Origin of the sequence: Phenylobacterium sp., assembly GCF_016793285.1 — a bacterium.
GTDB lineage: Bacteria > Pseudomonadota > Alphaproteobacteria > Caulobacterales > Caulobacteraceae > Phenylobacterium.
Genome location: NZ_JAEUMO010000029.1, coordinates 14,452 through 37,173 on the forward strand (window position 1 = coordinate 14,452; position 22,722 = coordinate 37,173).

23 protein-coding genes are annotated in these 22,722 nt (G+C 70.0%); 8 read left to right on the plus strand and 15 right to left on the minus strand.

Annotated features, from left to right (window positions below):
• Nucleotides 1-4: 4 nt before the first annotated feature.
• The 3 genes from JNL41_RS03385 to JNL41_RS03395 all read right to left on the minus strand — a co-directional run bounded on the left by JNL41_RS03385 (nucleotide 5) and on the right by JNL41_RS03395 (nucleotide 5,539).
• Nucleotides 5-3,346, minus strand: coding sequence for an amidohydrolase family protein (locus JNL41_RS03385; RefSeq protein WP_293472863.1), 3,342 nt, complete (start codon nucleotides 3,344-3,346; stop codon nucleotides 5-7).
• 110 nt (nucleotides 3,347-3,456) lie between these two features.
• On the minus strand, nucleotides 3,457-4,287 hold the full coding sequence (locus JNL41_RS03390; protein ID WP_293472864.1) for an SDR family NAD(P)-dependent oxidoreductase: 831 nt from the start codon (nucleotides 4,285-4,287) through the stop codon (nucleotides 3,457-3,459).
• Between the two features lie 145 nt (nucleotides 4,288-4,432).
• Complete coding sequence (locus tag JNL41_RS03395) at nucleotides 4,433-5,539, minus strand: helix-turn-helix transcriptional regulator (protein WP_293472865.1); 1,107 nt, start codon at nucleotides 5,537-5,539, stop codon at nucleotides 4,433-4,435.
• A 193-nt stretch (nucleotides 5,540-5,732) separates the two neighbouring features.
• Between JNL41_RS03395 and JNL41_RS03400 the strand changes: the two genes are divergently transcribed.
• Nucleotides 5,733-6,506: a PEPxxWA-CTERM sorting domain-containing protein gene (locus JNL41_RS03400; protein WP_293472866.1), complete on the plus strand. Its 774-nt coding sequence runs from the start codon at nucleotides 5,733-5,735 to the stop codon at nucleotides 6,504-6,506.
• A 52-nt stretch (nucleotides 6,507-6,558) separates the two neighbouring features.
• On the opposite strand, the gene JNL41_RS03405 is transcribed toward JNL41_RS03400, so the two are convergent.
• The gene (locus tag JNL41_RS03405; RefSeq protein WP_293472867.1) at nucleotides 6,559-7,242 is read right to left on the minus strand and encodes a Crp/Fnr family transcriptional regulator; all 684 of its coding nucleotides are present in this window, start codon (nucleotides 7,240-7,242) and stop codon (nucleotides 6,559-6,561) included.
• Nucleotides 7,243-7,325: 83 nt separating this feature from the next.
• Here JNL41_RS03405 and JNL41_RS03410 point away from each other — a divergent pair, with 83 nt between their 5' ends.
• Genes JNL41_RS03410 through JNL41_RS03420 form a run of 3 tightly spaced genes read left to right on the plus strand, consistent with a single transcriptional unit; the run spans nucleotide 7,326 to nucleotide 10,346 of the window.
• Nucleotides 7,326-8,642: a citrate:proton symporter gene (locus JNL41_RS03410; RefSeq protein ID WP_293472868.1), complete on the plus strand. Its 1,317-nt coding sequence runs from the start codon at nucleotides 7,326-7,328 to the stop codon at nucleotides 8,640-8,642.
• Between the two features lie 13 nt (nucleotides 8,643-8,655).
• The gene (locus tag JNL41_RS03415; RefSeq protein WP_293472869.1) at nucleotides 8,656-10,041 is read left to right on the plus strand and encodes an acyclic terpene utilization AtuA family protein; all 1,386 of its coding nucleotides are present in this window, start codon (nucleotides 8,656-8,658) and stop codon (nucleotides 10,039-10,041) included.
• Entirely contained in the window at nucleotides 10,038-10,346 is a 309-nt protein-coding gene (locus JNL41_RS03420) for a DUF4387 domain-containing protein (RefSeq protein WP_293472870.1), read from the plus strand. Before JNL41_RS03415 ends, JNL41_RS03420 begins: the two co-directional genes overlap by 4 nt.
• 53 nt (nucleotides 10,347-10,399) lie before the next feature.
• Here JNL41_RS03420 and JNL41_RS03425 read toward each other — a convergent pair whose 3' ends face one another.
• Together JNL41_RS03425 and JNL41_RS03430 are read right to left on the minus strand one after the other, a co-directional pair.
• Nucleotides 10,400-10,978, minus strand: a complete 579-nt coding sequence (locus tag JNL41_RS03425; RefSeq protein ID WP_293472871.1) for a VOC family protein — start codon at nucleotides 10,976-10,978, stop codon at nucleotides 10,400-10,402.
• Nucleotides 10,979-11,067: 89 nt separating this feature from the next.
• Entirely contained in the window at nucleotides 11,068-13,230 is a 2,163-nt protein-coding gene (locus JNL41_RS03430; protein WP_293472872.1) for a penicillin acylase family protein, read from the minus strand.
• 140 nt (nucleotides 13,231-13,370) lie between these two features.
• Between JNL41_RS03430 and JNL41_RS03435 the strand changes: the two genes are divergently transcribed.
• A complete protein-coding gene (locus JNL41_RS03435) occupies nucleotides 13,371-13,571 on the plus strand; it encodes a hypothetical protein (RefSeq protein ID WP_293472873.1) in 201 nt (66 codons plus the stop codon).
• Here JNL41_RS03435 and JNL41_RS03440 read toward each other — a convergent pair.
• A complete protein-coding gene (locus JNL41_RS03440; protein WP_293472874.1) occupies nucleotides 13,546-13,989 on the minus strand; it encodes a hypothetical protein in 444 nt (147 codons plus the stop codon). The genes JNL41_RS03435 and JNL41_RS03440 overlap by 26 nt on opposite strands.
• A gap of 84 nt (nucleotides 13,990-14,073) precedes the next feature.
• Here JNL41_RS03440 and JNL41_RS03445 point away from each other — a divergent pair, with 84 nt between their 5' ends.
• The gene (locus tag JNL41_RS03445) at nucleotides 14,074-14,211 is read left to right on the plus strand and encodes a hypothetical protein (RefSeq protein ID WP_293472875.1); all 138 of its coding nucleotides are present in this window, start codon (nucleotides 14,074-14,076) and stop codon (nucleotides 14,209-14,211) included.
• Here the strand turns inward: JNL41_RS03445 and JNL41_RS03450 are convergent.
• Nucleotides 14,208-14,672, minus strand: a complete 465-nt coding sequence (locus JNL41_RS03450) for a GFA family protein (protein ID WP_293472876.1) — start codon at nucleotides 14,670-14,672, stop codon at nucleotides 14,208-14,210. The genes JNL41_RS03445 and JNL41_RS03450 overlap by 4 nt on opposite strands.
• Nucleotides 14,673-14,898: 226 nt before the next feature.
• Between JNL41_RS03450 and JNL41_RS03455 the strand changes: the two genes are divergently transcribed.
• On the plus strand, nucleotides 14,899-15,534 hold the full coding sequence (locus JNL41_RS03455; protein WP_293472877.1) for a CPBP family intramembrane glutamic endopeptidase: 636 nt from the start codon (nucleotides 14,899-14,901) through the stop codon (nucleotides 15,532-15,534).
• Nucleotides 15,535-15,664: 130 nt separating this feature from the next.
• Here the strand turns inward: JNL41_RS03455 and gmk are convergent, their stop codons facing one another.
• A complete protein-coding gene (gene gmk / locus JNL41_RS03460; RefSeq protein WP_293472878.1) occupies nucleotides 15,665-16,387 on the minus strand; it encodes a guanylate kinase in 723 nt (240 codons plus the stop codon).
• 9 nt (nucleotides 16,388-16,396) lie between these two features.
• Nucleotides 16,397-17,278: a YicC/YloC family endoribonuclease gene (locus JNL41_RS03465; protein WP_293472879.1), complete on the minus strand. Its 882-nt coding sequence runs from the start codon at nucleotides 17,276-17,278 to the stop codon at nucleotides 16,397-16,399.
• Nucleotides 17,279-17,520: 242 nt separating this feature from the next.
• On the opposite strand from JNL41_RS03465, the gene JNL41_RS03470 reads away from it, so the two are divergent.
• Nucleotides 17,521-18,210, plus strand: a complete 690-nt coding sequence (locus JNL41_RS03470) for a PEPxxWA-CTERM sorting domain-containing protein (RefSeq protein ID WP_293472880.1) — start codon at nucleotides 17,521-17,523, stop codon at nucleotides 18,208-18,210.
• A 14-nt stretch (nucleotides 18,211-18,224) separates the two neighbouring features.
• On the opposite strand, the gene mltG is transcribed toward JNL41_RS03470, so the two are convergent.
• The 5 genes from mltG to fabD form a co-directional block, all read right to left on the minus strand.
• Nucleotides 18,225-19,238: an endolytic transglycosylase MltG gene (mltG, locus tag JNL41_RS03475; protein ID WP_293472881.1), complete on the minus strand. Its 1,014-nt coding sequence runs from the start codon at nucleotides 19,236-19,238 to the stop codon at nucleotides 18,225-18,227.
• A complete protein-coding gene (gene fabF / locus JNL41_RS03480) occupies nucleotides 19,235-20,518 on the minus strand; it encodes a beta-ketoacyl-ACP synthase II (protein WP_293472882.1) in 1,284 nt (427 codons plus the stop codon). Before fabF ends, mltG begins: the two co-directional genes overlap by 4 nt.
• A gap of 90 nt (nucleotides 20,519-20,608) precedes the next feature.
• The gene (locus tag JNL41_RS03485; protein ID WP_068877152.1) at nucleotides 20,609-20,848 is read right to left on the minus strand and encodes an acyl carrier protein; all 240 of its coding nucleotides are present in this window, start codon (nucleotides 20,846-20,848) and stop codon (nucleotides 20,609-20,611) included.
• A gap of 121 nt (nucleotides 20,849-20,969) precedes the next feature.
• Nucleotides 20,970-21,710, minus strand: coding sequence for a 3-oxoacyl-[acyl-carrier-protein] reductase (gene fabG, locus JNL41_RS03490; RefSeq protein WP_293472883.1), 741 nt, complete (start codon nucleotides 21,708-21,710; stop codon nucleotides 20,970-20,972).
• Complete coding sequence (gene fabD, locus JNL41_RS03495) at nucleotides 21,710-22,651, minus strand: ACP S-malonyltransferase (RefSeq protein WP_293472884.1); 942 nt, start codon at nucleotides 22,649-22,651, stop codon at nucleotides 21,710-21,712. Before fabD ends, fabG begins: the two co-directional genes overlap by 1 nt.
• Nucleotides 22,652-22,722 lie beyond the last annotated feature (71 nt).

Genomic DNA, 22,722 nt, shown 5'->3' on the forward strand with positions numbered 1-22,722 from the left:
CCGGCTACTTCGCTTCCCACCAGTAGGGCGCACGTCTGCGCTCGCCCGTGACCACTTCGTTCAGCGTCGTCGGGTCGTACATCCGCCCGCCCACCATCACGCGGTGGATCTTCTCGCTGTTGCGGATGTCGGCCGTCGGGTCGGCGTCCAGCACGACGAGGTCGGCCAGCTTGCCGGCCTCCAGCGACCCGATGTCGGCGTCCATGCCCAGCGACTGGGCCGACACGATCGTCCCCGCCCGCAGCGCCTCCACGGGCGTCATCCCGCCGCGCACGAACGACCACAGCTCCCAGTGCGACCCGATACCCGCCTGCTGGCCGTGGGCGCCGATCGAGACCTTCACGCCGCGCCTGGCCAGCCTGTGCGCCTCGCGGGCGTTGTCATCGTCGACGTAGTCCGCCTCGGGCGCAATGGGCCGGCGCACGTTGTCGGCCGCCAGCACGGTCGGCGGGATGTGCGCCTTCAGCAGCGGCTGCTCCCAGACGTCGGTGTGCGCGCGCCAGTAGGGGTCAGCCGCGAGGCCGGAATAGGTCACCACCAGCGTCGGCGTGTAGTTGGTCCTGCTCTGGCTGAAGAAGCTCAGCACGTCCTCGTAGAGGCGCAGTTGCGGGATGTTGTGCTCCAGCGTGGCGTTGCCGTCGGCGACGATGGTCATGTCCTGGCCGAACAGCGCCGCGCCCTCGGCCACCACCTGCATGTTCTCGCGCCGCGAGGCCTCGACCACCTGCTGGCGCTGGTCCCGCCGCGGCTGGTTGTAGTTCTTGACGCTGAGCGCCCCCTGCGCCTTCAGCCGCCGGACGTGGGCGAGCGCGTCGTCCAGGCTGTTGATCTCCGCGTAGTTCCGCGCGCTCTTCGCGCCGTAGACGATCTCCCCGGTCGAGAAGATGCGCGGACCCAGGATCTTGCCTGCCCGCTGCATCTCGGCGGCCGCGAAGATCTCCGAGGCCTGCGCGGACGGGTCGTGGATCGTCGTGGTCCCCAGCGCCAGGTTCACCATCAGCGACCAGTTCTGCTGCGGGACCAGCTCGTCCTCGCCCTGGGCGCCGTGCGCATGCGCGTCGATCAGGCCCGGGATGATGGTCTTGCCCGTCACGTCCACGGTCCGGGCGTCCGCGGGGATCTGGACCTCGCCGCGCCGGCCAACGGCCGCGATGCGGTGGTTTTGGATCACGATCACGCCGTCGTCGATCAGGCCGCCGTCCTCGCGGGCCATGGTCACGATCCGCGCGCCGGTCAGCGCCAACGTACCGCGCGGCCGGTCGGCCTCGACGGTCCGGGCCAGCGACACGCCGCCCGTCGGCGGCTCGAACTTCGGCGCATCGTCGCCCGCCGGCGCCGTGGCGAAGAACCGGTCGGCCGCGGCCGTGTAGACCGCCGGGCCCATGCTCCAGTGCAGTTCGCCGTTGCTCCAGTGGATCCAGTCGGCGCCGCCCTTGCTGACCCGCGTGGCCGGCATCGGACCGCCCTTCTGGTCGACCGTCACTTCCTGCGTCCCCGGCATCAGCGGCATGACGAAGGCTTCGTAGTTCTGCCGGAACGCCATCGTCCGCCCGTCGGGCGAGACGCTGTAGTCGTTGACCATCTCGCCCGCCGCGTGGGTCCGCCGGGCCTCGCCGTTCAGGTCGGTGGAGACGAGCACGGTCTTGCCCTTCTCCGAGCCCAACATGAAGACGCGGTCGTTCGAGGCGCCGTACTGCGGCCGCACGAAGTCCTTCGACACCCGCACCGGCTCGCCGCCCCCCGAGGCCACGCGATAGACGCCCGGGTTCTCCGACCCGCGCGGCGCGACGAGGCTGCCGTCGCGTTTCTTCTCGAACACGATGGTCTTGCCGTCGGGCGACCACTGCGGATGCGCGTAGTGCCCCGCCTCGCGGGTCACGGCCTTCGCCGCGCCCCCCGCCGCCGCCACGGTCCGGATCTGCCCCAGCCCCGCGTCTGTCCAGGCCACGAACGCGACCTGCTTGCCGTCCCGCGACCAGGCCGGGAACAGCTCCAGACTCGCCTCGTCGCCTTTCGTCAGCCGCGCCGGCGCGCCCTCGCCCATCGGCTTGACCCACAGCTTGCCCAGGCTCTCGAACACCACCCGCTTGCCGTCCGGCGACACCGCCGCGAACCGGGTCATCCTGGTCGTGAACCTGTCGGGCGACACCTCGATCTTGGGGTGGACGGGGTCGATCACGCCGCGCTCGTCGCTCACCTTGAACGGGATCACCGCCGCGCCCGTCCCGTCCGCGCCCACGCGCCGGATCTTGCCGCCGGCCCAGAACACCAGCGTCCTGCCGTCCGGCGTCCAGGCGAAGTTGGGATAGGTCCCGATGACCGCCCAGGTCTCCTGCATGTCCACGTCGAGCGCGTCGTAGATCTTGGTCTCCACGCCCGAGGCCAGGTCCTTCACGTACAGCTTCGACTGCGCCCGCTCGCGTCGTACGAAGGCGATCTTCTTGCCGTCCGGCGACGGCGTCGGCCGCACCGAGCCGCCGTTCCCCGACACCGCCGTCGAGATCTCGCCCGTCTCCAGGTCGTAGCGCTCGATGTGGAAAAGGTCGCCGTTCGAGTCCTGCGCGTACTCGAAGATCGGGCCCGGCGTGACGTTCCGCTCATAGAAGATCGACTTGCCGTCCGGCGCGAAGACCGGCTCGCCCAGCTCCTTCTGGTGCGTCTCGTTCGGCCGCTTCACCAGCACCACGCCGCCGCCGCCGGAGACGTGGTAGAGCCAGATCTCGCCGGTCCCCAGCGAGCGGCCGGTCGTGAAGTGCTTCTTCGCGGCGATGAACTGCCCGTCCGGGCTCCAGCTCGGCTGGTTCAGCAGGCGGAAGTCCTCCTTGGTGACCTGCCGCTTGTCCGACCCGTCGGCGTTCATGATCCAGATATTGTCGCCGCCGCCACGGTCCGAGGTGAAAGCGATCCGCCTGCCATCGGGCGAGAACCGCGGCTGCACCTCCCAGGCCAGCCCCTCGGCGATCCTCGTCGGCGGTCCGCCCGCGATGGGCATCGTGTAGATGTCGCCCAGCAGGTCGAACGCGATCGTCTTCCCGTCCGGACTGACGTCGAGGTTCATCCAGGTGCCCTCGTCCACGTTGAGCGGCAACTGGCGCACGGTCAGCCCCGGCGGCGCGCTGACGTCCCACTTCGGCGGCTTGGCGGGCCTGGCCTCCTCCTTCGCGCCGGGGGCCGGCGTCACGGCCGGCGCGGGGGCCGGCGGCTGCCGCTCCGGGTTCAGCGCCTTGTCCTCGGGCCCCTGCGTCGCCTGCACGGGCGGCGGCGGCGTCTGCGGCGCGGGCTGCGCGACCGCCGCAGAGCCTCCGAGGCCGGCCGCGGCCAGCGCCAGAATAACGTGAACCCTCATGCCGAACCCCATCGTTCGCAGGCGCCTGGGCGCCGCGCTGCATCGCCAGGCCCGCCGGGACTCGGCCGGGCCGTTCTGGGTCCTTGCGTATCCCTGCGCCCCCCGCGGGGCTAGAGAATGTAGTGGTCCCCCGCCGCGCGCACGGTGATCTCGCCGATCGAGACGCCCCAGGGCTGGTCGATGGCGTGCAGCACGGCGTCGGCGATGTGCTCGGGCGCGAGGGCGGCGTAGTCGATCTCCGCGGCGTCCAGCCGGCTGCCGGCGCCCTCGCGCATCTCGCCCATCGCCTGCATGAAGTCGGGCATGTTGTGGCCCACGATGCCGACGACGGCCGCCGGGTTCACGATGGCCCCCGCCAGCCCCGTCCCTGGCACGCCGGTCGGCTTCACGGTCGTCACCTTGATCTTGCCGCGGGCCTCCATGCGCAGGGACTCCGAGAGGAAGTTCACCGCCGCCTTGCTGGCCCCGTAGACCGCCGCGCCCACAACCGGGAAGTTGCCGTAGATCGACGAGATGTTGACGATCTGCCCGCGCCCCGCCGCGATCATCGGGTCGTAGGCGGCGACCATCCCGTTCAGCACGCCCTTGATGTTGATGTCGATGCAGCGGCTCCACGCCGCGTGCGCCGCCGCGTGATCCGAGAAGAACGCCAGCGGCATGATCCCGGCGTTGTTGACCATCACGTCCACCCCGCCGAACGCCTCGACGCTGGCCCCCACCAGCGCCACCAGGTCCTCCAGTCGCGTGACGTCTGCCGCCAGCCCCTGCGCCTTGTCCCCGCTCGCCACGATCCCGTCCGCCGTCTCGCGCACCCCGGCCTCGTCGACGTCGCCGCAGGTTACGAGCGCGCCCCGCGTCGCCGCCTTCTGCGCCACCAGCCGCCCGAACCCGCCGCCCGCGCCGGTGATGACGATGGTCTTGCCCGCGATGTGGTCGCTCATGGCGCTCTCCCTTGTCCGCACTGCCAGACTGACGCCCGCGACGTGGCGTAAGGCGAGCGCGCTCAGGCGAGGGCGGGCTGATTCCCACGATGCTCGCCGCGTCCAGGACCGCGCTCTTTCTGTGGGACTGTGGGACCGCTGGAGCTTACGGCGAGGGAACGCCCACGATGCGGCTGAGCTTCGCCACCAGTTGGGCCTGCGACGAAACGCCGAGTCTCGCGAAAATCGATTTGAGTTGGTTTCGGAGGGTTTGCACTCTCACGCGCCGGAGGCTGGCGATTTCCTCCATGGCGCGGCCTGCGAGCAGCGCGACGGCGACCTCGGCCTCGGCCGTCGTCAGTCCGTACGCCTCACGCAGCAGTTCCATCACCTGCGACGCCGAGCGTGTCTGGCGGGCAAGGATCAGGATCGCCGCCGCGCCTTGGCCTGTATCGTGGAGCCCCCGCGGCAAGCGGGCGATTTCCGCGACAATGGGTCCATCGGCGTCCTGCAGAATGACTGGTCGGATCACGGCGTCGGCGAGCGACAGGACGGCATCCAGCGCTTTGCGAAGGCGGAGAGCGTTGGAGGGCTCCGTCGCCGAGAGGCCGCCGCTCCGATTGAGCCGAAGAGGCGAACCCCGCATTAGAACCGTCTCGCCCGCTGCCGTAAGGGCGACCATCCGCCCAAACCGGTTCAGAACGAACGCCGGTGTCGATAGCGCCTCGAGGCCGGATGCGACAAGCGTCGCCGCCTCGCCTTCCAGGGCGGCATTTACCCTGACGGCCGCATCCCAGCGCGGGATCAGCGCCGACATGACCTCGAGGTCGCGAGCTTCCATCGCCCCACGCGCGCCTGTTCGCAGAACGGCAAGCACGCTGTTGGTATCCGCCTGGCGCGTAGCGAGCTTGACGATCCCGACGTGCGAGACGTCGAGCGGATCGTAGAATTCCCGGTAGAAGGCGTTGCGGTGGCGGTCGGCGTCCTCGATGAAGCTCTCGTCGGTCCGGATGATCATGGCGCGCGTACTGACGATGCTGGCGCGGGGGTTGACCTGCGGGTTGTCCGCCATCCTCCGTTCGAAGTCGGCGCTGGCCTCCAGGGCAAGACCTGATTGCCAGTTCCAACGAACCTCCAGGCGATCGGTGATCCCGAGCAATTGCGCGACCCAGCCGCCGCAACTCTCGGCAGTCAATCGCAAGGCATCCTGCCAACCGTCGTCTGCGAACGGCGCGGCGTCGATCGCCTGCGACGCTGCCTGAACGTCACTCACCCTCCACCGCCCACCCTTCCTAGGGGAAAAACCGACGTTATCAGTGCAGGTCTTATGCCAGCACGGCAATCGCGGCTTGGCCCATTTGGGTCATGCGCCACGTAATCGGTTGCGCCCTCCTGAGGCAGTGGGCGGCGGGAAGCCGGCAATTCCGCCTCTTCTACCGGTCGGCAGGGGCAAAAGGGTTCAATAGATGACGCTTAGAGTCGGGCTGACGGTTGTTGCCCTGTGCGCGGGCGCACTCCTTCCTTCGACCGGGTATGCAGCACTGACTGTCACCCCGACCGACTTCTCGGAAATCTCGAGTACGGACGCATGGAACTGGGATCGCGGATCCGTCATTACCCGGTACTTCCCCCAGCCCCAGGCGAACACTGCGCTGGCGGCTGCATTCGGATACAACGTGCCAGGACCCGAGCAGGGAAACTTGGTGTTTGAGGACTGGGGCGCTCCGGGGGTTACAAATTATCTGTCATGGCGGACGGATCAGCCCATATACCTGACCGGATTCAATATATTTCTAGCAGACGACTCCAATTCCAATCCCAACAATGCGTTTCGCGGAATCGAGTGGTACTCTCTCTCCGCGAGTATGGATGGCGTCAACTACGATACACTTTCGTTTGTATATCTTGCCAACTCGGGAACTCGCATATTTGATTCTTACACGCAATCATACGGAAGCAATAGAATAAGAATATCGGACAACTTCTCTGGAAGGAACTATCAGTTCTTTCACTTTGAGGTCTCCCCACACAATTACATAATTCGCGGCGCCGCCATCACCCCTGGGGCGAGGATAGTCGAGTTGGATGCCATAACCGGCATGGAGCCTCCTCCGCCGCCTCCACCGCCGCCGCCGCCCCCAGGTGCTATCCCGGAGCCCGCGACCTGGAGCCTGATGATCATCGGCTTCGGCGCCGTGGGAGGGATGATGCGTCGGCGTCGCCCCGTGCAGCGGGTCTAAGCGGACCGCCTCTCCGCCTCGACACTGGCCAGCGACTCGGGCTTCGGCGCGCTCAGGCGATCTCGAGGTCCATCGCCCGGCGTCTGAGGCCGCGGACGTCGAGCACTTCCCAGACGCCGCCGCGCTTCTCCACGATCCCGGCCGCCTTCAGCGCGGCGATCTCCGGCTGGACGCTCTGTCGCGTGACGCCCAGGAAGTCGGCGATGTCGGTCTGGGTGAGCGGCGCGTCGATCGTGCAGCAGTTGGCCGGCGGCTCCGGCGCGCCGTTGAGGAAGGCGTAGAAGCAGCCCGACACGCGGCGGGCCATGCGCTCGCGCGACTGCGCCGCCTCGCGCCGGATGAGCTGCGACATCGAGCGGCTGAACTTGCGGCAGAGCGCCATGCTGACGGCCTGGTGCGCCGCGTAGATCCGCAGGAAGCCCGCGCGTGGGAAGTGGCGGACCCGGACGTCCGTCATGGCCGTGGTGGTGTGGTGGTGCGGCCGTTCCGCGATGAGGGGCGACTCGCCCCAGCAGTTGCCCGGCCCATAGACGACGATCAGGGCGGTCTCGCCGGCCGAGGTCACACCCGTCACCTTGATGTAGCCCTCGACCACCTGGTGGACGCCGCTCGCCGGATCGCCCGCCTCGCAGATCACCGCGCCGCGGGCATAGTCGCGGACAACCGCACACGCCTCCAGTTCCGCGCGGATGTCGGCGGGCAGCGCGGCGATCCAGTTCTCGCGGCGATTGATCATCGACCGGAGCTTAGCCCGGCTTCTTCGGCCCGATGTAAAAAACCAGGCAAAGGATCCGCGGCCAGCCGCGCTAGTCCGTCGCCATGCCCGCGTTCCTCACCCACCCGGCCGTGCTCGGGGCGGCCATGGTGGCCACGTTCATGACGCTGATCATGACGCGGCGGATGTCTGCTGTCGCCGCCCTGCTGGCGGTCCCGATCGCCTTCGGGTTGCTGGCCGGCGCCGGCCCGGACCTCGGGCGCATGATCCTGGAGGGCGTCGGGCAGGTCGCGCCCACCGCCCTCTTCCTCGGCTTCGCGGTCCTCTACTTCGCGCTGATGATGGACGCCGGCCTGTTCGCGCCCCTCGTGCGCGGGGTTCTGGCCGTGGTCGGCCGCGATCCGGTGCGCATCAGCCTCGGCACCGCGGTGCTCGCGACCCTCGTCTCTCTCGACGGCGACGGGACCAGCACCGCGCTGATCGTCATCTCGGCCTTCCTGCCGGTCTACCGGCAGGTCGGGATGAACCCGCTGATCCTGGCGACCCTGCTGGGCCTGTCGAGCGCGCTCGTGAACCTCCTGCCCTGGGGTGGTCCCGCCGCTCGCGCCGCCGCGGCGCTCCATGTGGATCTGGCCGACGTCGTGGGGCCGATCCTGCCCGCGATGCTGGCCGGCCTGGCCGTCGTCTTCCTGCTGGCCTGGATGTTCGGCCGCGCCGAGCGCCGCCGCCTGGGCTGGGTCCCGGGCGCGCCTGCCGTGGCCGCCCCGGTCGGCCAGCCCGAAGCCGAGGACGATGCCCGCCGACCGACGCTCCTCTGGTTCAACCTCGCGCTCACCCTCGCCCTCCTGGTCGGCATGATCTCCGGCCTCGCGCCCTTGCCGGTGCTGATGATGGGCGCCTTCGCGGTCGCGCTGACGGTCAACTACCCGCGCCTGGCCGACCAGCGCGCGCGGTTCGCCGCCCACGCCGACAACGTGCTGCAGGTGTTCCTGCTGATCTTCGCCGCGGGCGTGTTCACCGGCATCCTGAACGGCGCCGGCATGGCCGACGCCATGGCGTCGGCGGTGCTTTCGGTCATCCCGCCCGGGGTCGGCCCCTCCATGGCGGTGATCGCGGGCCTGGCCGCCCTGCCGCTCAGCTTCGTGATGTCCAACGACGCCTACTGTTTCGGCGTGGTCCCGGTCGTCGCCAAGGCCGCGGCGGCCTTCGGGATCGAGCCCGTCGCCATCGCCCGCGCCTCGCTGGTCGGCCTGCCCGTCCACACGCTGAGCCCGCTGCTGGCGCCGATCTACCTCGCCTGCAGCCTGCTGAAGGTCGAGGTGGGCGAGGCGCAGCGCTTCGCGCTCAAGTGGGCCGTGCTGGTCAGCCTCGTGCTGCTGATCGCCATGGGCCTGACCGGCGCCATCCCGTGGCGCGCCTGAAAGAGGATGACGCATGACCGAAGGACCCATCCGAATCCTCGTCCCGTCCGGGTCGCTCGGCAGCGGCGTGCGCGAGACCGAGGTGCGCCGCGGCATCGAACTCGGCGCCCACGCCATCGCCACCGACGCCGGCTCCACCGACAGCGGCGCGGCCTACCTGGCGCTGGGCATCTCCAAGAACGACCGCGGGGCCGTGAAGCGTGACCTCGCGATCCTCCTGCAGGCGGGGGCCGCGGCGGGCATCCCGGTGATCATCGGCACGGCCGGGCAGGCCGGCGGCGACCTCAACGTCGACTGGACCCGCGACATCGCCCTGGAGATCGCCCGCGAGCGCGGCCTCAGCCCCCGCATCGCCCTGCTCTACTCCGAGCAGGACAAGGCGACGCTCAAGGCCCTGAACGCCGCGGGCAGGATCCGTCCGCTCCCGCCCCTGGGCCCGCTCGAAGACGCCACGATCGACGGCTGCGACCACATCGTGGCCGCCATGGGGCCCGAGCCCTACGTCGCCGCTCTCCAGGCCGGCGCGAGCGTCATCATCGGCGGCCGGACCACCGACACCGCCGTCCTGGCCTGTTTCGCCCTGATGCACGGGATGGACGCCGGCGCCGCCTGGCACGCCGCCAAGATCGCCGAGTGCGGCTCGCAATGCACGGTGCGGCCGGCCGACGGCGCCGGTGTCCTCGTCACCATCGGAACCGACGGCTTCGAGGTGGAGCCGCTGAACCCCGCCAACCGCTGCGATCCGCACAGCGTTTCGGCCCACATGCTCTACGAGAACGCCAACCCGTTCCGGCTGACCGAGCCCGGCGGCGTCCTCGACGTGACCCACGCCCGCTACGTCGCCCTCGACGACCGCCGCGTTCGCGTCACCGGCTCGGTCTGGGAGCCGCAGCCCTACACGATGAAGCTCGAAGGCGCCTCGCGGGGCCGCTACCAGACCGTCATGCTGATCGGGATCCAGGACCCCGAGGTGCTCTCCCGCCTGGACGAATTCCACGACCGCATGCTGGGCGCCCTCTACGAGCGCGCGCGCCGCAGCCTCGGCCCGGAGGCCGGCGACTTCCACCTTTCTCTCAGGCTCTACGGCTGGAACGCCGTCTCCGGCGACCGTCCGCCGCCCGGCACGCCGCCGCCGCGCGAGGTCGGCGTCCTCTTCGTGGCCACCGCCGAGACCCAGGCGCTGGCCACCCGCATCGCCAAGGCCTGCAATGCCTGGTTCTTCCACTTCCCGATCGTCGCGGACCAGGAGCTGCCCAGCTACGGCTTCGCCTTCACGCCCGCCGACATCGAGCGCGGCCCGGTGTTCGAGTTCCGCCTGAACCATGTGGTGGCGGTGGACGACGCCATGCAGCTCGTCCGCACCGCCTGGATCGACCTGCGCGAAGGAGCCGCCGCATGACCACCGTCAGGGACGCCTGCCGCCACGTCCGCTCCAAGAACGCCGGACCCTACTGGGTGACGGTCGACCTCTTCTTCCGCGACGCCGACCACTTCGCCCGCTACGCCGGGAGCCCGGCGCTGGGTCCCACCCTGTTCGCGCGCCTCTTCGGCGCCGATCCGGCGCTCGTGCAGCACCATCGCGTGGCCGACCTCGACATCCTCAAGGTCTCCTATCCGCGCACCAGTCCCCAGGGCGGCGAGGTCGAACGCGACATGCACTGCGGCCAGCAGTTCGTCCGCCTGCTGGACATCGAACTGGACTGATCGGGGGCGAGGCAATCGTCGTTCGGCGACGCCTGCCGACAAAGAACGCCGCGCTACAGCGCGCCCGCGAACCCGCGGATCGGCGAGATCGGTTCGTGGACCGTGCGGACCAGCAGTTCCGCCTCCGGCGCGCCGCCGCGCAGTTGCGCGAGCCAGGCGTCGGGATCGAACTCGACGCCCACGGGGTTCTGGTTCATCGCCTCGCCGCGGATGAAGTCGTTGCACCCGTCGCCCTCGAACGCGTCGACCTGGAACTCCATCTGGTTGCCGTCGGGGTCGGCGTAGTAGAGCGATGCCGCCAGCCCGTGGTGGACACACCAGTACGGCGTGATGCCCCTGGCCTTCAGCTCGGCGTAGTTCTCCAGGAGGTCGGTGATCGAGGCGGTGGTGTAGGCCACGTGGTCGACGCCCACGGCGCCGCGCCTGTCGGCCTCCGGCGTCCCGTCCGGCGCGACGACCGCGAGGTTCAGGAAGGCGAACCTGTGATGCTCGCCGTCATAGGTCAGGAACGCCATCGCCGGGTTCTCGTGCTGCACCTGCGCGCCGAACACCGCCTCGTACCAGGCGATCATCTCCTCGAAGCGGCGCGTGCGGTACACGACGTGGGCGAACAGGGTCGGCTTGCGGATCAACGGGATGCTCCTGCAGCGCAGAGCGAAACCGTAGGGCTTCCGCCGATCTCCCGCAATTGCAGCCGCGACCCGATGGCCGGTCGAGCGCCCTACTCGCCCGGCCGGTACGTCCGCTCGGTGTGGCCCGCCAACTGCTCGGGATGGAAATAGACCTCGCGCAGGCTCCCGCTCGCATAGCGCTCGGCCTGGTCGTTGAAGTGGGGGCTCGCAGGGTCGCCGCTCTCGCCGCCCGCCGTCACCGCCAGCGCCCGCACCTTCGGCCCGAACTCGACCACCGAAACGAAGCTGTTGCCCCTGGTCCCATAGTAGCGCTTCGTCCCCGGGTAGCGCCGGGCCTCGAACGCGGCCAGCGAGCCCCAGCCGGCCGAGGTGAACGGCACGGCGATCGAAGGGCCGTCGTCGCGGAAGGTCTGCACGATGTCGCCGGTCAGCCGCTGGAACCGGTTGATCTGGCCCCAGGGCGTCTTCCAGGTCCCGAAGTCCGCCGTCAGCCGGTCCGACGCCTCGGCCAGCGCCGCCAGCCGCTCGGCCGGCGTGCGCGCCGCCATGGCCTTCAGCAGCGCCCAGTTTCCAGGTCGTCCCGGCGGAGTCTTCGCCGCCAGCGCCTCGGCCCAGAACACCGCCAGCGACGTTTCCGTCGACCCCGCCGACCAGCGCCGGTCCCAGGCCTTCAGCGCCGCCACCTGCTCCGCCAGCCGCGTCTTCATCGGGTCGCCCGCCGGCCGCTCGTCCCAGGCCGAGACCAGCGCCGGGATCAGCACGTCGAACGCCGGCAGGTCCGGATCGAACGCCGCCCTCAACAGCCCTTCACGCGTGAACCCGCGCTTGCCGTCGAGCACGCGGATCGCGTGCTCGGTGCGCGCATTGCGCCCGGCCGCGTCCATGTACTTCGGGAACGCCGCCGCCTTCGGGCTCTCGGTCCCCGCCGCCTCGTACGGCGCGTCGTTGACATTGAAGACCCAGCCGCCCCTGGGCCGCACCACGTTGGGCCGCTCTGCGAACGCATGCAGCGGCCCCCAGTCCGTCGCCGGGTCCGCGCCGTCCACCGGCCGGGTGAAGTCGAACCGGTCGTTCCGCGTCGGGATGAACTGCGGGTGCAGGTAGGCTACCGTCCCCTTGTCGTCGGCGAAGAGGGTGTTGTTCGACGAGTTGGCCTTCGCAGCCTCCGCCACCTTCAGGAACCCATCGAGGTCGGTAGCCTTGGTGCGCAGGTAGGACTGCGTCAGGGCCTCCACCGGCTTGTACATCATCGCGAACGCGATCCAGCGGTCGCCGTCGGCGCGCACGATCGGGCCGTGATGGGTGCGGTAGGTCGTGAACTCGCGGCTGCCCATGGCCCCGTCCGGCAGCCGGTAGCGGATCGTCACGCGGGCCGTCCGAACCGGCCGCGCCTCCTTTCCGTAGCGGTACATCAGCGTGTCGGGCGTGCGGATGATCGTCTCGGCGAACTCGTCCACCACGTCGACGCCGCTCGAGGTGTGCATCCAGCCGGCGTGGGCGTTGAAGCCCTGGTAGATGAAGAACTGCCCCCAGGTCACCGCGCCGTAGGCGTTCAGGCCATCCTCGCTCGTCATCTGCAGCTCCGAGCGGAAGAAGAAGCTGGTGTGCGGGTTGATCAGCAGCAGCGCATGGCCGTCCTTCGTGATCTGTGGCCCGATGGCGATCCCGTTCGACCCCGTCGGCGCCCCTGCCTCCCCCGCCGCTTCACGGGGCAGGTAGGCGCTCCGCGCACCGCCATAGAAGGCCTCCAGCGCGGGCAGCGAGATCCGCTCGATGTCGCCCCCGATGCTGCCCTCGGTGAAGCTGAGCGCCATCCACGGCTCGAAACGCGCGATCGCCCGCGGCCTCGTCTGCGGATGGGTGGCCAGGTAGTGGTTGAGCCCCGCCGCCCAGCCGTCCATCAGCGCCTTCAGCCACGCCGGGCTCGCCGCGTACCTCGCCTGCAGGTCGGCCGGGTCGACATAGAGCCGCTGGCGCAGGTCCTGCCAGATCGCCCCCTGCCCCTCGGCTTCGGCCAGCCGGCCCAGGTTCACCAGGTAGTTGGTCTCGATGCGGTTGAAGTCGTCTTCCGCCTGCGCATAGGCCATCCCGAACACGGCGTCGGCGTCGGTCTTGCCGCGGACGTGGGCGATGCCCCAGTCGTCGCGCACGATGCTGACCCGGGCGGCCTGGCCCTTCCATTCGGCCACCCCTTGCGACGCCGCGGGCGACGCGACCAGCGCCAACGCCAGGACCAGACCCGTCAACCGCATGCCGTCGTCTCCGCCCGCTGTCAGACCTTCACCTCGCGCACTCCTCCACAGCTTGTCCAGCCGCGACCTCCGGCCACGCTTGGCCCTCGCAAGGACTCAGGCTCCCTTGCCCCCGGGGCACAGGTTCAGTGGAGTGCAGCATGCCGGACGCCACCTACGTCGCCTTCGTGCCCAGCGGCATGAGCGCGAAGCTGAGATCGGTCCTGCAGGCCGAGGACACCGGCCAGATCTCCTGGCGCGAACGCCGCGTCATGTTCGGCAGCGAGTTCTACTTCTCGGGCCCGCCGAAGCTCGCCCGCGCCACGCACGCCTACGTCAGCCAGTGGGTGGTCCGCCACTAGACGAGGCCCGCACGACGATCCGGTGGATGCGCCAGCGCCGCTGCGCGGCGCTCGCGCCCGGCCGGTCCGTCCGCCGCAGCGTGACGGTCCCTGCGGCGCGGTAGTCGCCGCCGGTCACGAACCGCCCCGTCTGCGCCACCGGCACGCGCACATAGGTCCAGCCCGGCTCGTCGCCGGTCGCCGGCCGCGGCCGCGCCACCTCCGTCAGCAGCGACAGGAACGGCGCCACGTCCTCGACGCCGCCGTCTTCGCGCAACGCGGCCGCCTCGCTCATGCGGCCGGCCTCCACTGCGTGGTAGTAGTCGCGCACCACCCGCTCGGCCGCCTCGGGCGACGCCCGCGCCTCTGCCGGCGGCGCATCGGCCGGCGAACACGCCGAAAGCCCCACGAGCCCCAGAACCACGCCGCGCCGCCGCATCCTCACCCCCGAAACGCAGCCGAGCCCCCACTCCATCCGTAGTTGCATCAGACGACGTCAATGATCGCTTAAGGATAGTCCCCCGTGCCCGCCCACCCCGACCTTCGCCGGTTCTGTCTCCCCCAGTGGGCGTACCGCACGCTGGTCGTCTGCGCGCCCGGCCGCCCCCTGGCGCCCCCGCCGCTCCGCAAGGCCGCGTCGCCGAAGCGCAAGGCCGCCTAAGCTCCTCCCCGCTCGGCCTGGAACTCGCTCACCAGCCCCTGGTAGTCCGCCAGGTCCGGGAACCGCGGATAGCTCCGCTTCGCCGGCGTCTTCGCCCACGGCAGCCTCTCGTCGGTGAACATCTCGACGAACGGGACGAAGTCGCGCGCGTCGTCGAACATCGTCGCGCGCACGTTCACCAGCCAGTCCGCCCCATCGGGCCGCGTGAACACCCAGCTCATGCAGTGGGGACAGTGCAGGTGTCGGTTCGGCCCGTGCAGACCGCCGACCACCGGCTCGCCGACCGTCACCTCGAAGCCCGCGGTCGGATGCATCGTCGAGAGCGAGAACGCGCTGCCCGTCATCTGCTGGCAGCCCTTGCAGTGGCACGCCATCGTCAGCAGCGGCGCCTCCGTCACCCGGAACCGCACCTGCCCGCAGCGGCAGCCGCCCTCCCGCGCGCCCTTCGCCGTCTCGTCCATGGTGGTCTCTCCTGCAACGCCCGAAGGCTTGACCATGCCGCGCTGGTACGCGCGCGGAAAGCCGTCCCTCCGGCCGACGACAACGAACCGTGGACATTGGCGCCCGTACAGCCTTTGACAGCGTCGACTCGAACCGCCATCTCAAGACCCTGGGGGCACGCAGATCTCTGGCCATTCTCGATGGACCGTCGCCGCGGAGCTTTCGACGTTCGTCTGCTTCGCGCTGTTGTCCAAGTACCTCTTGAGCCTGCTCTTTTGGCGCTATGCCGGCCCCGTGTCGCTGCTGCTGACGCTTGGATTGTTGACCCTGTATATGCGGGCCGTCGGGCTGCGATGGTCGACGATGGGCCTGGTTCCGCTGAAGGGATGGAAGGCCAGGCTGATGGTGCTTCCCAAGGCGGGCCTGACGCTGGTCGCGTTCGCCATCGTCGTCGCGCTGACGACGATTGTCGGTCCCGCGCTCGGGCTTGCGTTCCTGGCCGAGGCGTCGTCAGGCGTCGATGATCGCTGGGGCGAGGTGGCCGGCAGCTTGCCCCACTATCTCCTCTGGCTTGGCATCGTCTGGACGGCGGCCGCCTTTGGAGAGGAGATGTTCTTTCGCGGCTACCTCGTGACCCGGCTGCGACTGGTGTTCCCGGACGGCTGGCTCGGGTCGGTTTTCGCCGTCGCCGTTTCTGCGCTGATCTTCGGCTACGGCCATTTCTACTATCAGGGATGGCGAGGCGCGGTCGTGACCTGTGGGATCGGCCTGGCGTTCGGCACGATGTTCCTCCTGTTCAAGCGCAACCTGTGGCCGCTAATCCTGCTGCACGGCATCATCGACACGCTGACGTTCACCGCCATATTCATGCGAGGGGCATAGCGATCGCGCCGCGCGCACGCCCGAGGCTCGGGGTCCGCTTCGCGCCAGATGCGGACCATGCACGGCTCAGGCTGCGTAGACGACCGAAGGCGGTCGCTCCACGCATCAGAAGCCGCCCCTTGCCCAGCGCCTACTTCTGCACCGGCAGCATCATCGTCGTGCGCGGCGGGGCGCCCTGGGGGTCGTGGGGCGAGGTCTCGCCCGAGGCTTCCGCCAGCAGCCGCTCCACGAAGCCCGGCAGCCAGGTGTTGCGCTGCGGCTTGATCCGCTCCGCGCGGTAGATGTGGCCCAGGTCGGCGTAGGCACGATCGAAGTTCTGGTTGACGATGACGTAGTCGTAGAGGTGCCAGTGCTGGACCTCTTCCTGGCCGAGCCGCAGGCGCGCCTCCATGATCGCCTCCGAGTCCTGCGCGCGGGCCCGCAGCCGGCGCTCCAGGTCGCCCCAGGCGGGCGGCAGGATGAAGACGCTCACGGCGTCGTCCGGGGCCTTGTCGGCGATTTGAGCGGCGCCCTGCCAGTCGATGTCGAAGATCACGTCATGGCCCGCTTCCAGCGCGGTCTCCACCGGCTCGCGCGGCGTGCCGTAGTAGTTGCCGTTGACGGTGGCGTACTCGAGCAGCTCGCCCGCGGCGATCATCGCCTCGAACTCGTCGCGGGTCCTGAAGTAGTACTCGCGCGCCTCCTCCTCCCCCGGCCGCGGATCGCGGGTCGTGGCCGAGATCGAGAGGATCAGGCTGTCGTGGTCGGCCACCAGCGTGCGCGTCAGCGAGGTCTTCCCCGCTCCCGCCGGGCTCGACACCAGCAGCAGCATGCCTCGCCGCGTCGTCTCCCACGGCTTCAGATCGTCGGTCATGCCCGCGCCTTACTCCACATTCTGCACCTGCTCGCGGAACTGCTCGATCACGGCTTTGAGGTCCAGGCCGACGGCGGTCAAGGCGCCCGACGCCGACTTCGAGCACAGCGTGTTGGCCTCGCGCATGAACTCCTGCGTCAGGAAGTCCAGCCGCCGCCCCACCGCCGCGTCGGCGCCGATCAGCCCGCGCGCCGCCTCGACGTGCCCGCCCAGACGGTCCAGTTCCTCGCGCACGTCGGCCTTCACGGCCAGCGCGGCGGCTTCCTGCACGATCCGCTCCTCGGTGGCGGCCTCGCCGGCCAGTTCCTTCAACCGCGCCTCGAAGCGGGCCTTGATGGCGGCGGGCTGGCCGGCCGCCAGCTCCCGCGCCTGAGCCGTCAGCGCCGCCATCCGGTCCACCTGGCCGGTGAGCACGGGGAGAAGCGCCGCACCCTCCTCGCGGCGCGCCGCCAGCAGCCCGTCCAGCGCCGCGGCCACCGACGCGCCGATGGCGGCCTCCAGCTCGGCCTGCGCCTCGGGATCGAGCCCCGCGTCGTCCGCCTCCACCACGCCGCGAAGGGCCAGGAGGCCGTCCCACGCCGGCGGCGTCACCTTGCCCGCGGCCACCAGCGGCGCGCCCAGCGCCAGATAGCGCTCCAGTTGCCCGGTGTTTATCCGCACGATCACCGCGCCCTCGGCGCGCTTCGCCTGTACGCCGACGGTGAGCTGACCGCGCTGGAAGCGCGCCTGCGCCCCTTCCCTCGCCGCCCGCTCCAGGCCCTCGAACCCAGGCGGTCCGCGAAACCGCGTCTCCAGGTTCCGGCCGTTGACGCTGCGCGCTTCCGCCGACCAGCTCCATGCGCCCGACGCGCCCTCGGCGCGTCCGAACCCCGTCATCCCCGAGATCGGCATCAGAGCGCCTCCATCCGTGCAGCGCCGCCGGTCGCGACGCCCGATCCCGACAGGAGTTCAGTCGTCTCAAGGGCTCGGACCGCGCGCTTCAGACCGCCCCGGGCATCGTTCGGATAACGACGTAACTCGCCCGCAGGTGAATCGGCGCTCTTCTCCTGAGAGAACACAGTTTGCGAAAAGCGGAATTCCTGTTCTGCTCGCACCCGACCGTTCGGGGACGGTCGCAGGGGGGGACCCAGATCGTGCTTCGCAAGTTTGTCGCCGCGACCATCGCGGCCGCTGTCATTTGTCCGGCGTCGGCCCTGGCCGCGAGCTGGAACGCGTTCGACCTGTTCAACGGGACCAATCCAACGGCCCCGTTCCGCTACACGGCCTTCAGCGGCGCGATCGGCCAGAATCCGACGCTCATGACCGCCGACACCTGTCCCTACGACATCACCTGTCTGCAAGGCACGGGCGACGCAGGCGTCTTCAAGCCCGGCGCCGCCACGCCCGGCGCCATCGAGGTCGACGATGGCTCGATCGTGACCGTGCCGGCCGGCGCCCTGGTGGTGGATCCCGGCGACTTCGGCATCGCGGTGTTCTTCAACGCGCCGCAGGCGGGAACCTATCGCATCAAGGCCCTGTTCGACGGCGCCGAGACGCTGAACAACGGCGTCACCGTCGCGCGTCTCCAGTCGAACGTGATGAGCTCGGTGATCGGCACGCCCAACACCACGCCGGACAACCTCGCGTTCAACGGCACGGTGACCCTGGGCGCGAACCAGTTCTTCGGCTTCTTCATCGGCCCCGGCCAGGCGGCGGGCCACGATCTCACGTCGATGTCCTTCCGCGTCGCCGAGGGCGTGCCCGAGCCGGGCGCCTGGGCGCTCATGATCCTGGGCTTCAGCGGTGTCGGCGCCGCGCTCCGCCGGCGCGCGCTCCCGACCTGACACGCCGCGGTCCGTCACCGGCTGCCTCCGGCGCCGGCGGCGCGCTCGCGTTCGATCCGGCGCCAGCGGGCGACGTTCTTCTCGTGCTCGGCGTAGGTCGTGGCGAAGGCGTGGCCGCCCGTGCCGTCGGCGACGAAGTAGAGTTCGTCGGTCCTGGGCGGGTTCAGCACCGCCGCCAGCGACTCGCGGCCCGGGTTTGCGATCGGCCCAGGCGGAAGCCCAGTCATCCTGTAGCTGTTCCACGGGCTGTTCGCAGCCAGCTCCGAGGCGCGGATGCCACGGCCCAGGGGGCGCCCTCGGGTGATCCCGTAGATGATCGTGGGGTCGCTCTGCAGGGCCATGCCGGAGCGCAGGCGGTTGACGAAGATGGCCGCGACGCGCGGGCGCTCCGACGCTACGCCCGTCTCCTTCTCGACGATGGAGGCCAGGATCACCGCCTCTTCGGGCGTCGAGATCGGCAGGCCCGGCTGGCGGGCGGCCCAGAGTTCGGCCAGCACCCTGTCGCGGGCGGCCCGCATGCGCCCGATCACCGCCTCCCGATCCTCGCCGCGCTGCACCTCGTAGCTGTCGGGCAGGAGCGAGCCTTCGGGCGGCTCGACGGCCGTCCCGGTCAGCACGGGATAGGCGTTGATGGCGTCCAGCGCCATGCCGCTGGTCCAGCCCTCGGGAATGGTGACCAGCCGGCGTACGACGCGGCCGGCGCGGATGTCGCCGAGCACCGCGGCCATCGAGGCCCCGGACTTCACCTCGTACTCGCCGGCCTTCAGGTCGCCGGCCGCGCCCGTCAGCCGCGCCGCGATCGCGAAGAGCCCCGCCGAGGAGATGACGCCGGCCTTCTGAAGCGTGTCGGCGATCTGGCGCACGCCGGAGCCGCGCTCCAGCACGACGGCCGTGACCTCGCCGCTCTTCGCCTGCGGGCCGGGCCCCCCGTAGCTCCAGAAGCCGGCCAGCCCGACCAGAATCGCCAGCCCCAGCGCGATCAGGCCGCCTCCGGCCGCGGCGCGACGGGAGAGCCGGCGTTTCGTCACGCGTACTTCTTGAAGATCACCGAGGCGTTGGTGCCGCCGAAGCCGAAGCTGTTCGACAGCGCCACGTTGATCTCCATCGGCTTGGCCCTGTGCGGGACCAGATCGATGGCGGTCTCGACGGAGGGGTTGTCCAGGTTGATCGTCGGCGGGGCGATCTGGTCGCGGATCGCCAGCACCGTGAACGCCGCCTCGATCGCGCCGGCTGCGCCCAGCAGGTGGCCCGTGGCCGACTTGGTCGAACTCATCGTCGCCTTGCCCGCCGCGTCGCCCAGCAGTCGCTCGACCGCGCCCAGCTCGATCTCGTCGCCCAGCGGCGTCGAGGTGCCGTGGGCGTTGATGTAGTCGATGTCGCTGGCCTGGATGCCGGCGTTCCTGATCGCCGCCTTCATGGCGCGGAAGCCGCCGTCGCCGTCTTCGGCAGGCGCCGTGATGTGATAGGCGTCGCCCGCCAGGCCGTAGCCGATGACCTCGGCGTAGATCTTGGCCCCGCGCGCCCTGGCGTGCTCCAGCTCCTCCAGGACCAGGATGCCGGCGCCCTCGCCCATCACGAACCCGTCGCGGTCCTTGTCGTAGGGCCGGCTGGCCCGGGTCGGCTCGTCGTTGAAGCCGGTCGACATGGCGCGGCAGGCGATGAAGCCGGCGATGCCCACGGGCACGACGCTGGCCTCGGCCCCGCCGGCGACCATCACGTCGGCGTCGCCGAACATGATCAGCCGCGCCGCGTCGCCGATGGCGTGCGCGCCCGTGGCGCAGGCGGTCACGACCGCGTGGTTCGGGCCCTTGAAGCCGTGGCGGATCGAGACCTGGCCCGACACCAGGTTGATCAGGGACGAGGGGATGAAGAACGGGCTGACCCGGCGCGGGCCCTTCTCGTGCAGCTCGATGGCCGTCTCGGCGATGGTGCCGAGGCCGCCGATGCCCGAGCCGATCATGACGCCGGTGCGCTCCCGGTCTTCGTCCGTCTGCGGGACCCAGCCCGAATCCTTCACCGCCTCGTCGGCGGCGGCGACGCCATAGAGGATGAAGTCGTCGACGCGCCGGCGGTCCTTGGCCGACATCGTCTGGTCGGGGTCGAAGCTGCCCGCCACGTCGGGTCCGCCGCCGCCGCGCCCGTCGAGCCGCGGCACCTCGCAGGCCACCTGGCAGGCATAGTCCGAGATATCGAAGGCGGTGATGCGGCCCGCGCCGGACTCACCGGCCAGCAGCTTCTTCCAGGTGTGCTCGACGCCCTGGCCCAGGGGGGTCAGGAGACCGATGCCGGTGACGACGACTCGACGCATGGCGAACCCTCAAAACGAAGCCGCCGCGCCATCGGGCGCTGATTGCCCAGGGACGCGGCGGCTCTTGATCCGATACGTGAAGTTGCGGCCTTAACCGCCCAGACGCTCCTGGATGAACTTCACGGCGTCGCCGACCGTCTGGATGTGCTCGGCGGCGTCGTCGGGGATCTCGATATCGAACTCTTCCTCGAAGGCCATCACGAGTTCGACGTTGTCCAGGCTGTCGGCGCCCAGGTCGTCGATGAAGCTGGCCTTCTCGGTCACCTTCTCCGGATCGGCATCGAGGTGCTCGATCACAATCTTACGGACGCGTTCAAGAACGTCGGACATTCGCTTAAGTCCCTCAGGGGTTAGTCAGGTCTTGCATCGGCGACGGTGAGGTCGAAGTCAACCGCCGCCTTGGTGATCAAATCCGGGTGGCGCGTAGCATGTTCCACCGGCAAGGCGATAGTCAGATCATGACCATGCCGCCGTTGACGTGCAGGGTCTGGCCGGTGACGTACCCGGCCTCGTCGGAGGCGAGATAGGCGACCGCTGCCGCGACGTCACCCCCCGCGCCCAGCCGGCCGGCCGGAATCGTGCCCAGGATGGCCGCCTTCTGCTGTTCGTTGAGCGCGTCGGTCATGGGGCTCGCGATGAAGCCCGGCGCCACGCAGTTGACGGTGATGCCGCGGGTCGCGACTTCCTGCGCCAGAGCCTTGGAGAATCCGATCATTCCGGCCTTGGAGGCGGCGTAGTTGGCCTGGCCGGGGTTGCCCATCACGCCCACGACCGAGGTGATGCCGATGATGCGCCCGTGGCGGCGCTTCATCATCCCGCGCATGGCCGAGCGGGCGAGGCGGAAATAGCTCTCGAGATTGACCTTGAGGACCGTCTCCCAGTCCTCGTCCTTCATCCGCATGAGCAGGCCGTCGCGGGTGATGCCCGCGTTGGCCACGACGATGTCGACCGGCGCCCCGGCGGCGCCCTCGGCCGCTTCCATCAGGCCGTCGACGGCGGCGGGATCCGAGAGATTCGCCGCCGCCACCGAGACGCGCGCGTTCAGGCTCGCGGCCAGGTCCTGCAGGACGGCTTCGCGCGTGCCGCTCAGCACCACATGCGCGCCCTGCGCGTGCAGGGTCCTGGCGATCTCGGCGCCGATGCCGCCGGTCGCTCCGGTGACAAGGGCGGTCTTGCCGGTGAGGTCGAACATCAGAGGCTCCCCGCGAAGGCGTCGAGGTCGGCGGGCGTGTTCAGCGGCACGGCTTCGGCGTCCGGCGCGATCCGTTTGGCCATGCCCGACAGCACCTTGCCGGCGCCGGCCTCGGCGAAGCGCGTGACGCCGTTTCCGGCCATCCAGGTGACGGTCTCGCGCCAGCGGACGCGGCCGGTGACCTGCTCGACCAGCATCCGGCGGATCGCCTCGGGGTCGTTCGTCGGGCGGGCGACGACGTTGGCCACCAGCGGGGCGCGCGGCGCGACGATCGTCGCCGCGGCCAGCGCCTCGGCCATCTCGTCGGCGGCGGGTTGCATCAGCGGGCAGTGGAAGGGCGCCGACACGTTGAGCGGGATCGCCCGCGCGCCCAGTTCCTTGGCCTTCTCGATGGCGCGGTCGACCGCGGCCTTGTCGCCGGAGATCACCACATTGCCTTGATTGTTGTCGTTGGCCACGACGCAGACGCCGACTTCGGAGCCCGCCCTGGCGGCCTCTTCCGCGAGCGCGATATCGGTCTTGGGCCCGATCAGCGAGGCCATCGCACCCTGCCCCACCGGCACGGCCCGCTGCATGGCCTGGCCGCGGCGCTTCAGGAGGCGGGCGGTGTCGGAGAGGCTGATCGCGCCCGCGGCGGCCAGGGCGGAGTACTCGCCGAGGCTGTGGCCGGCGACGAAGGCGGCCTTTTCGACCGGGACGCCGAACTCCTTCTCCAGCGCCCGCATCACCGCGACCGACACGGCCATCAACGCGGGCTGGGCGTTCTCGGTCAGGGTGAGCTGCTCCTCGGGCCCGTCCCTCATCAGCGCGGAGAGCTTCTGGCCCAGCGCCTCGTCCACTTCCTGGAAGACCTCGCGCGCCGCGCCGAACGCCTCGGCCAGTTCCTGGCCCATGCCGACGGCCTGGCTGCCCTGGCCGGGGAAGAGGAATGCGAGGGTCATAGGCGATCCCGTTCCTGGTGATTCCGAGGCGCGAGGGTTAGGGGATAGAACCGACGCGTACAAGAACGACG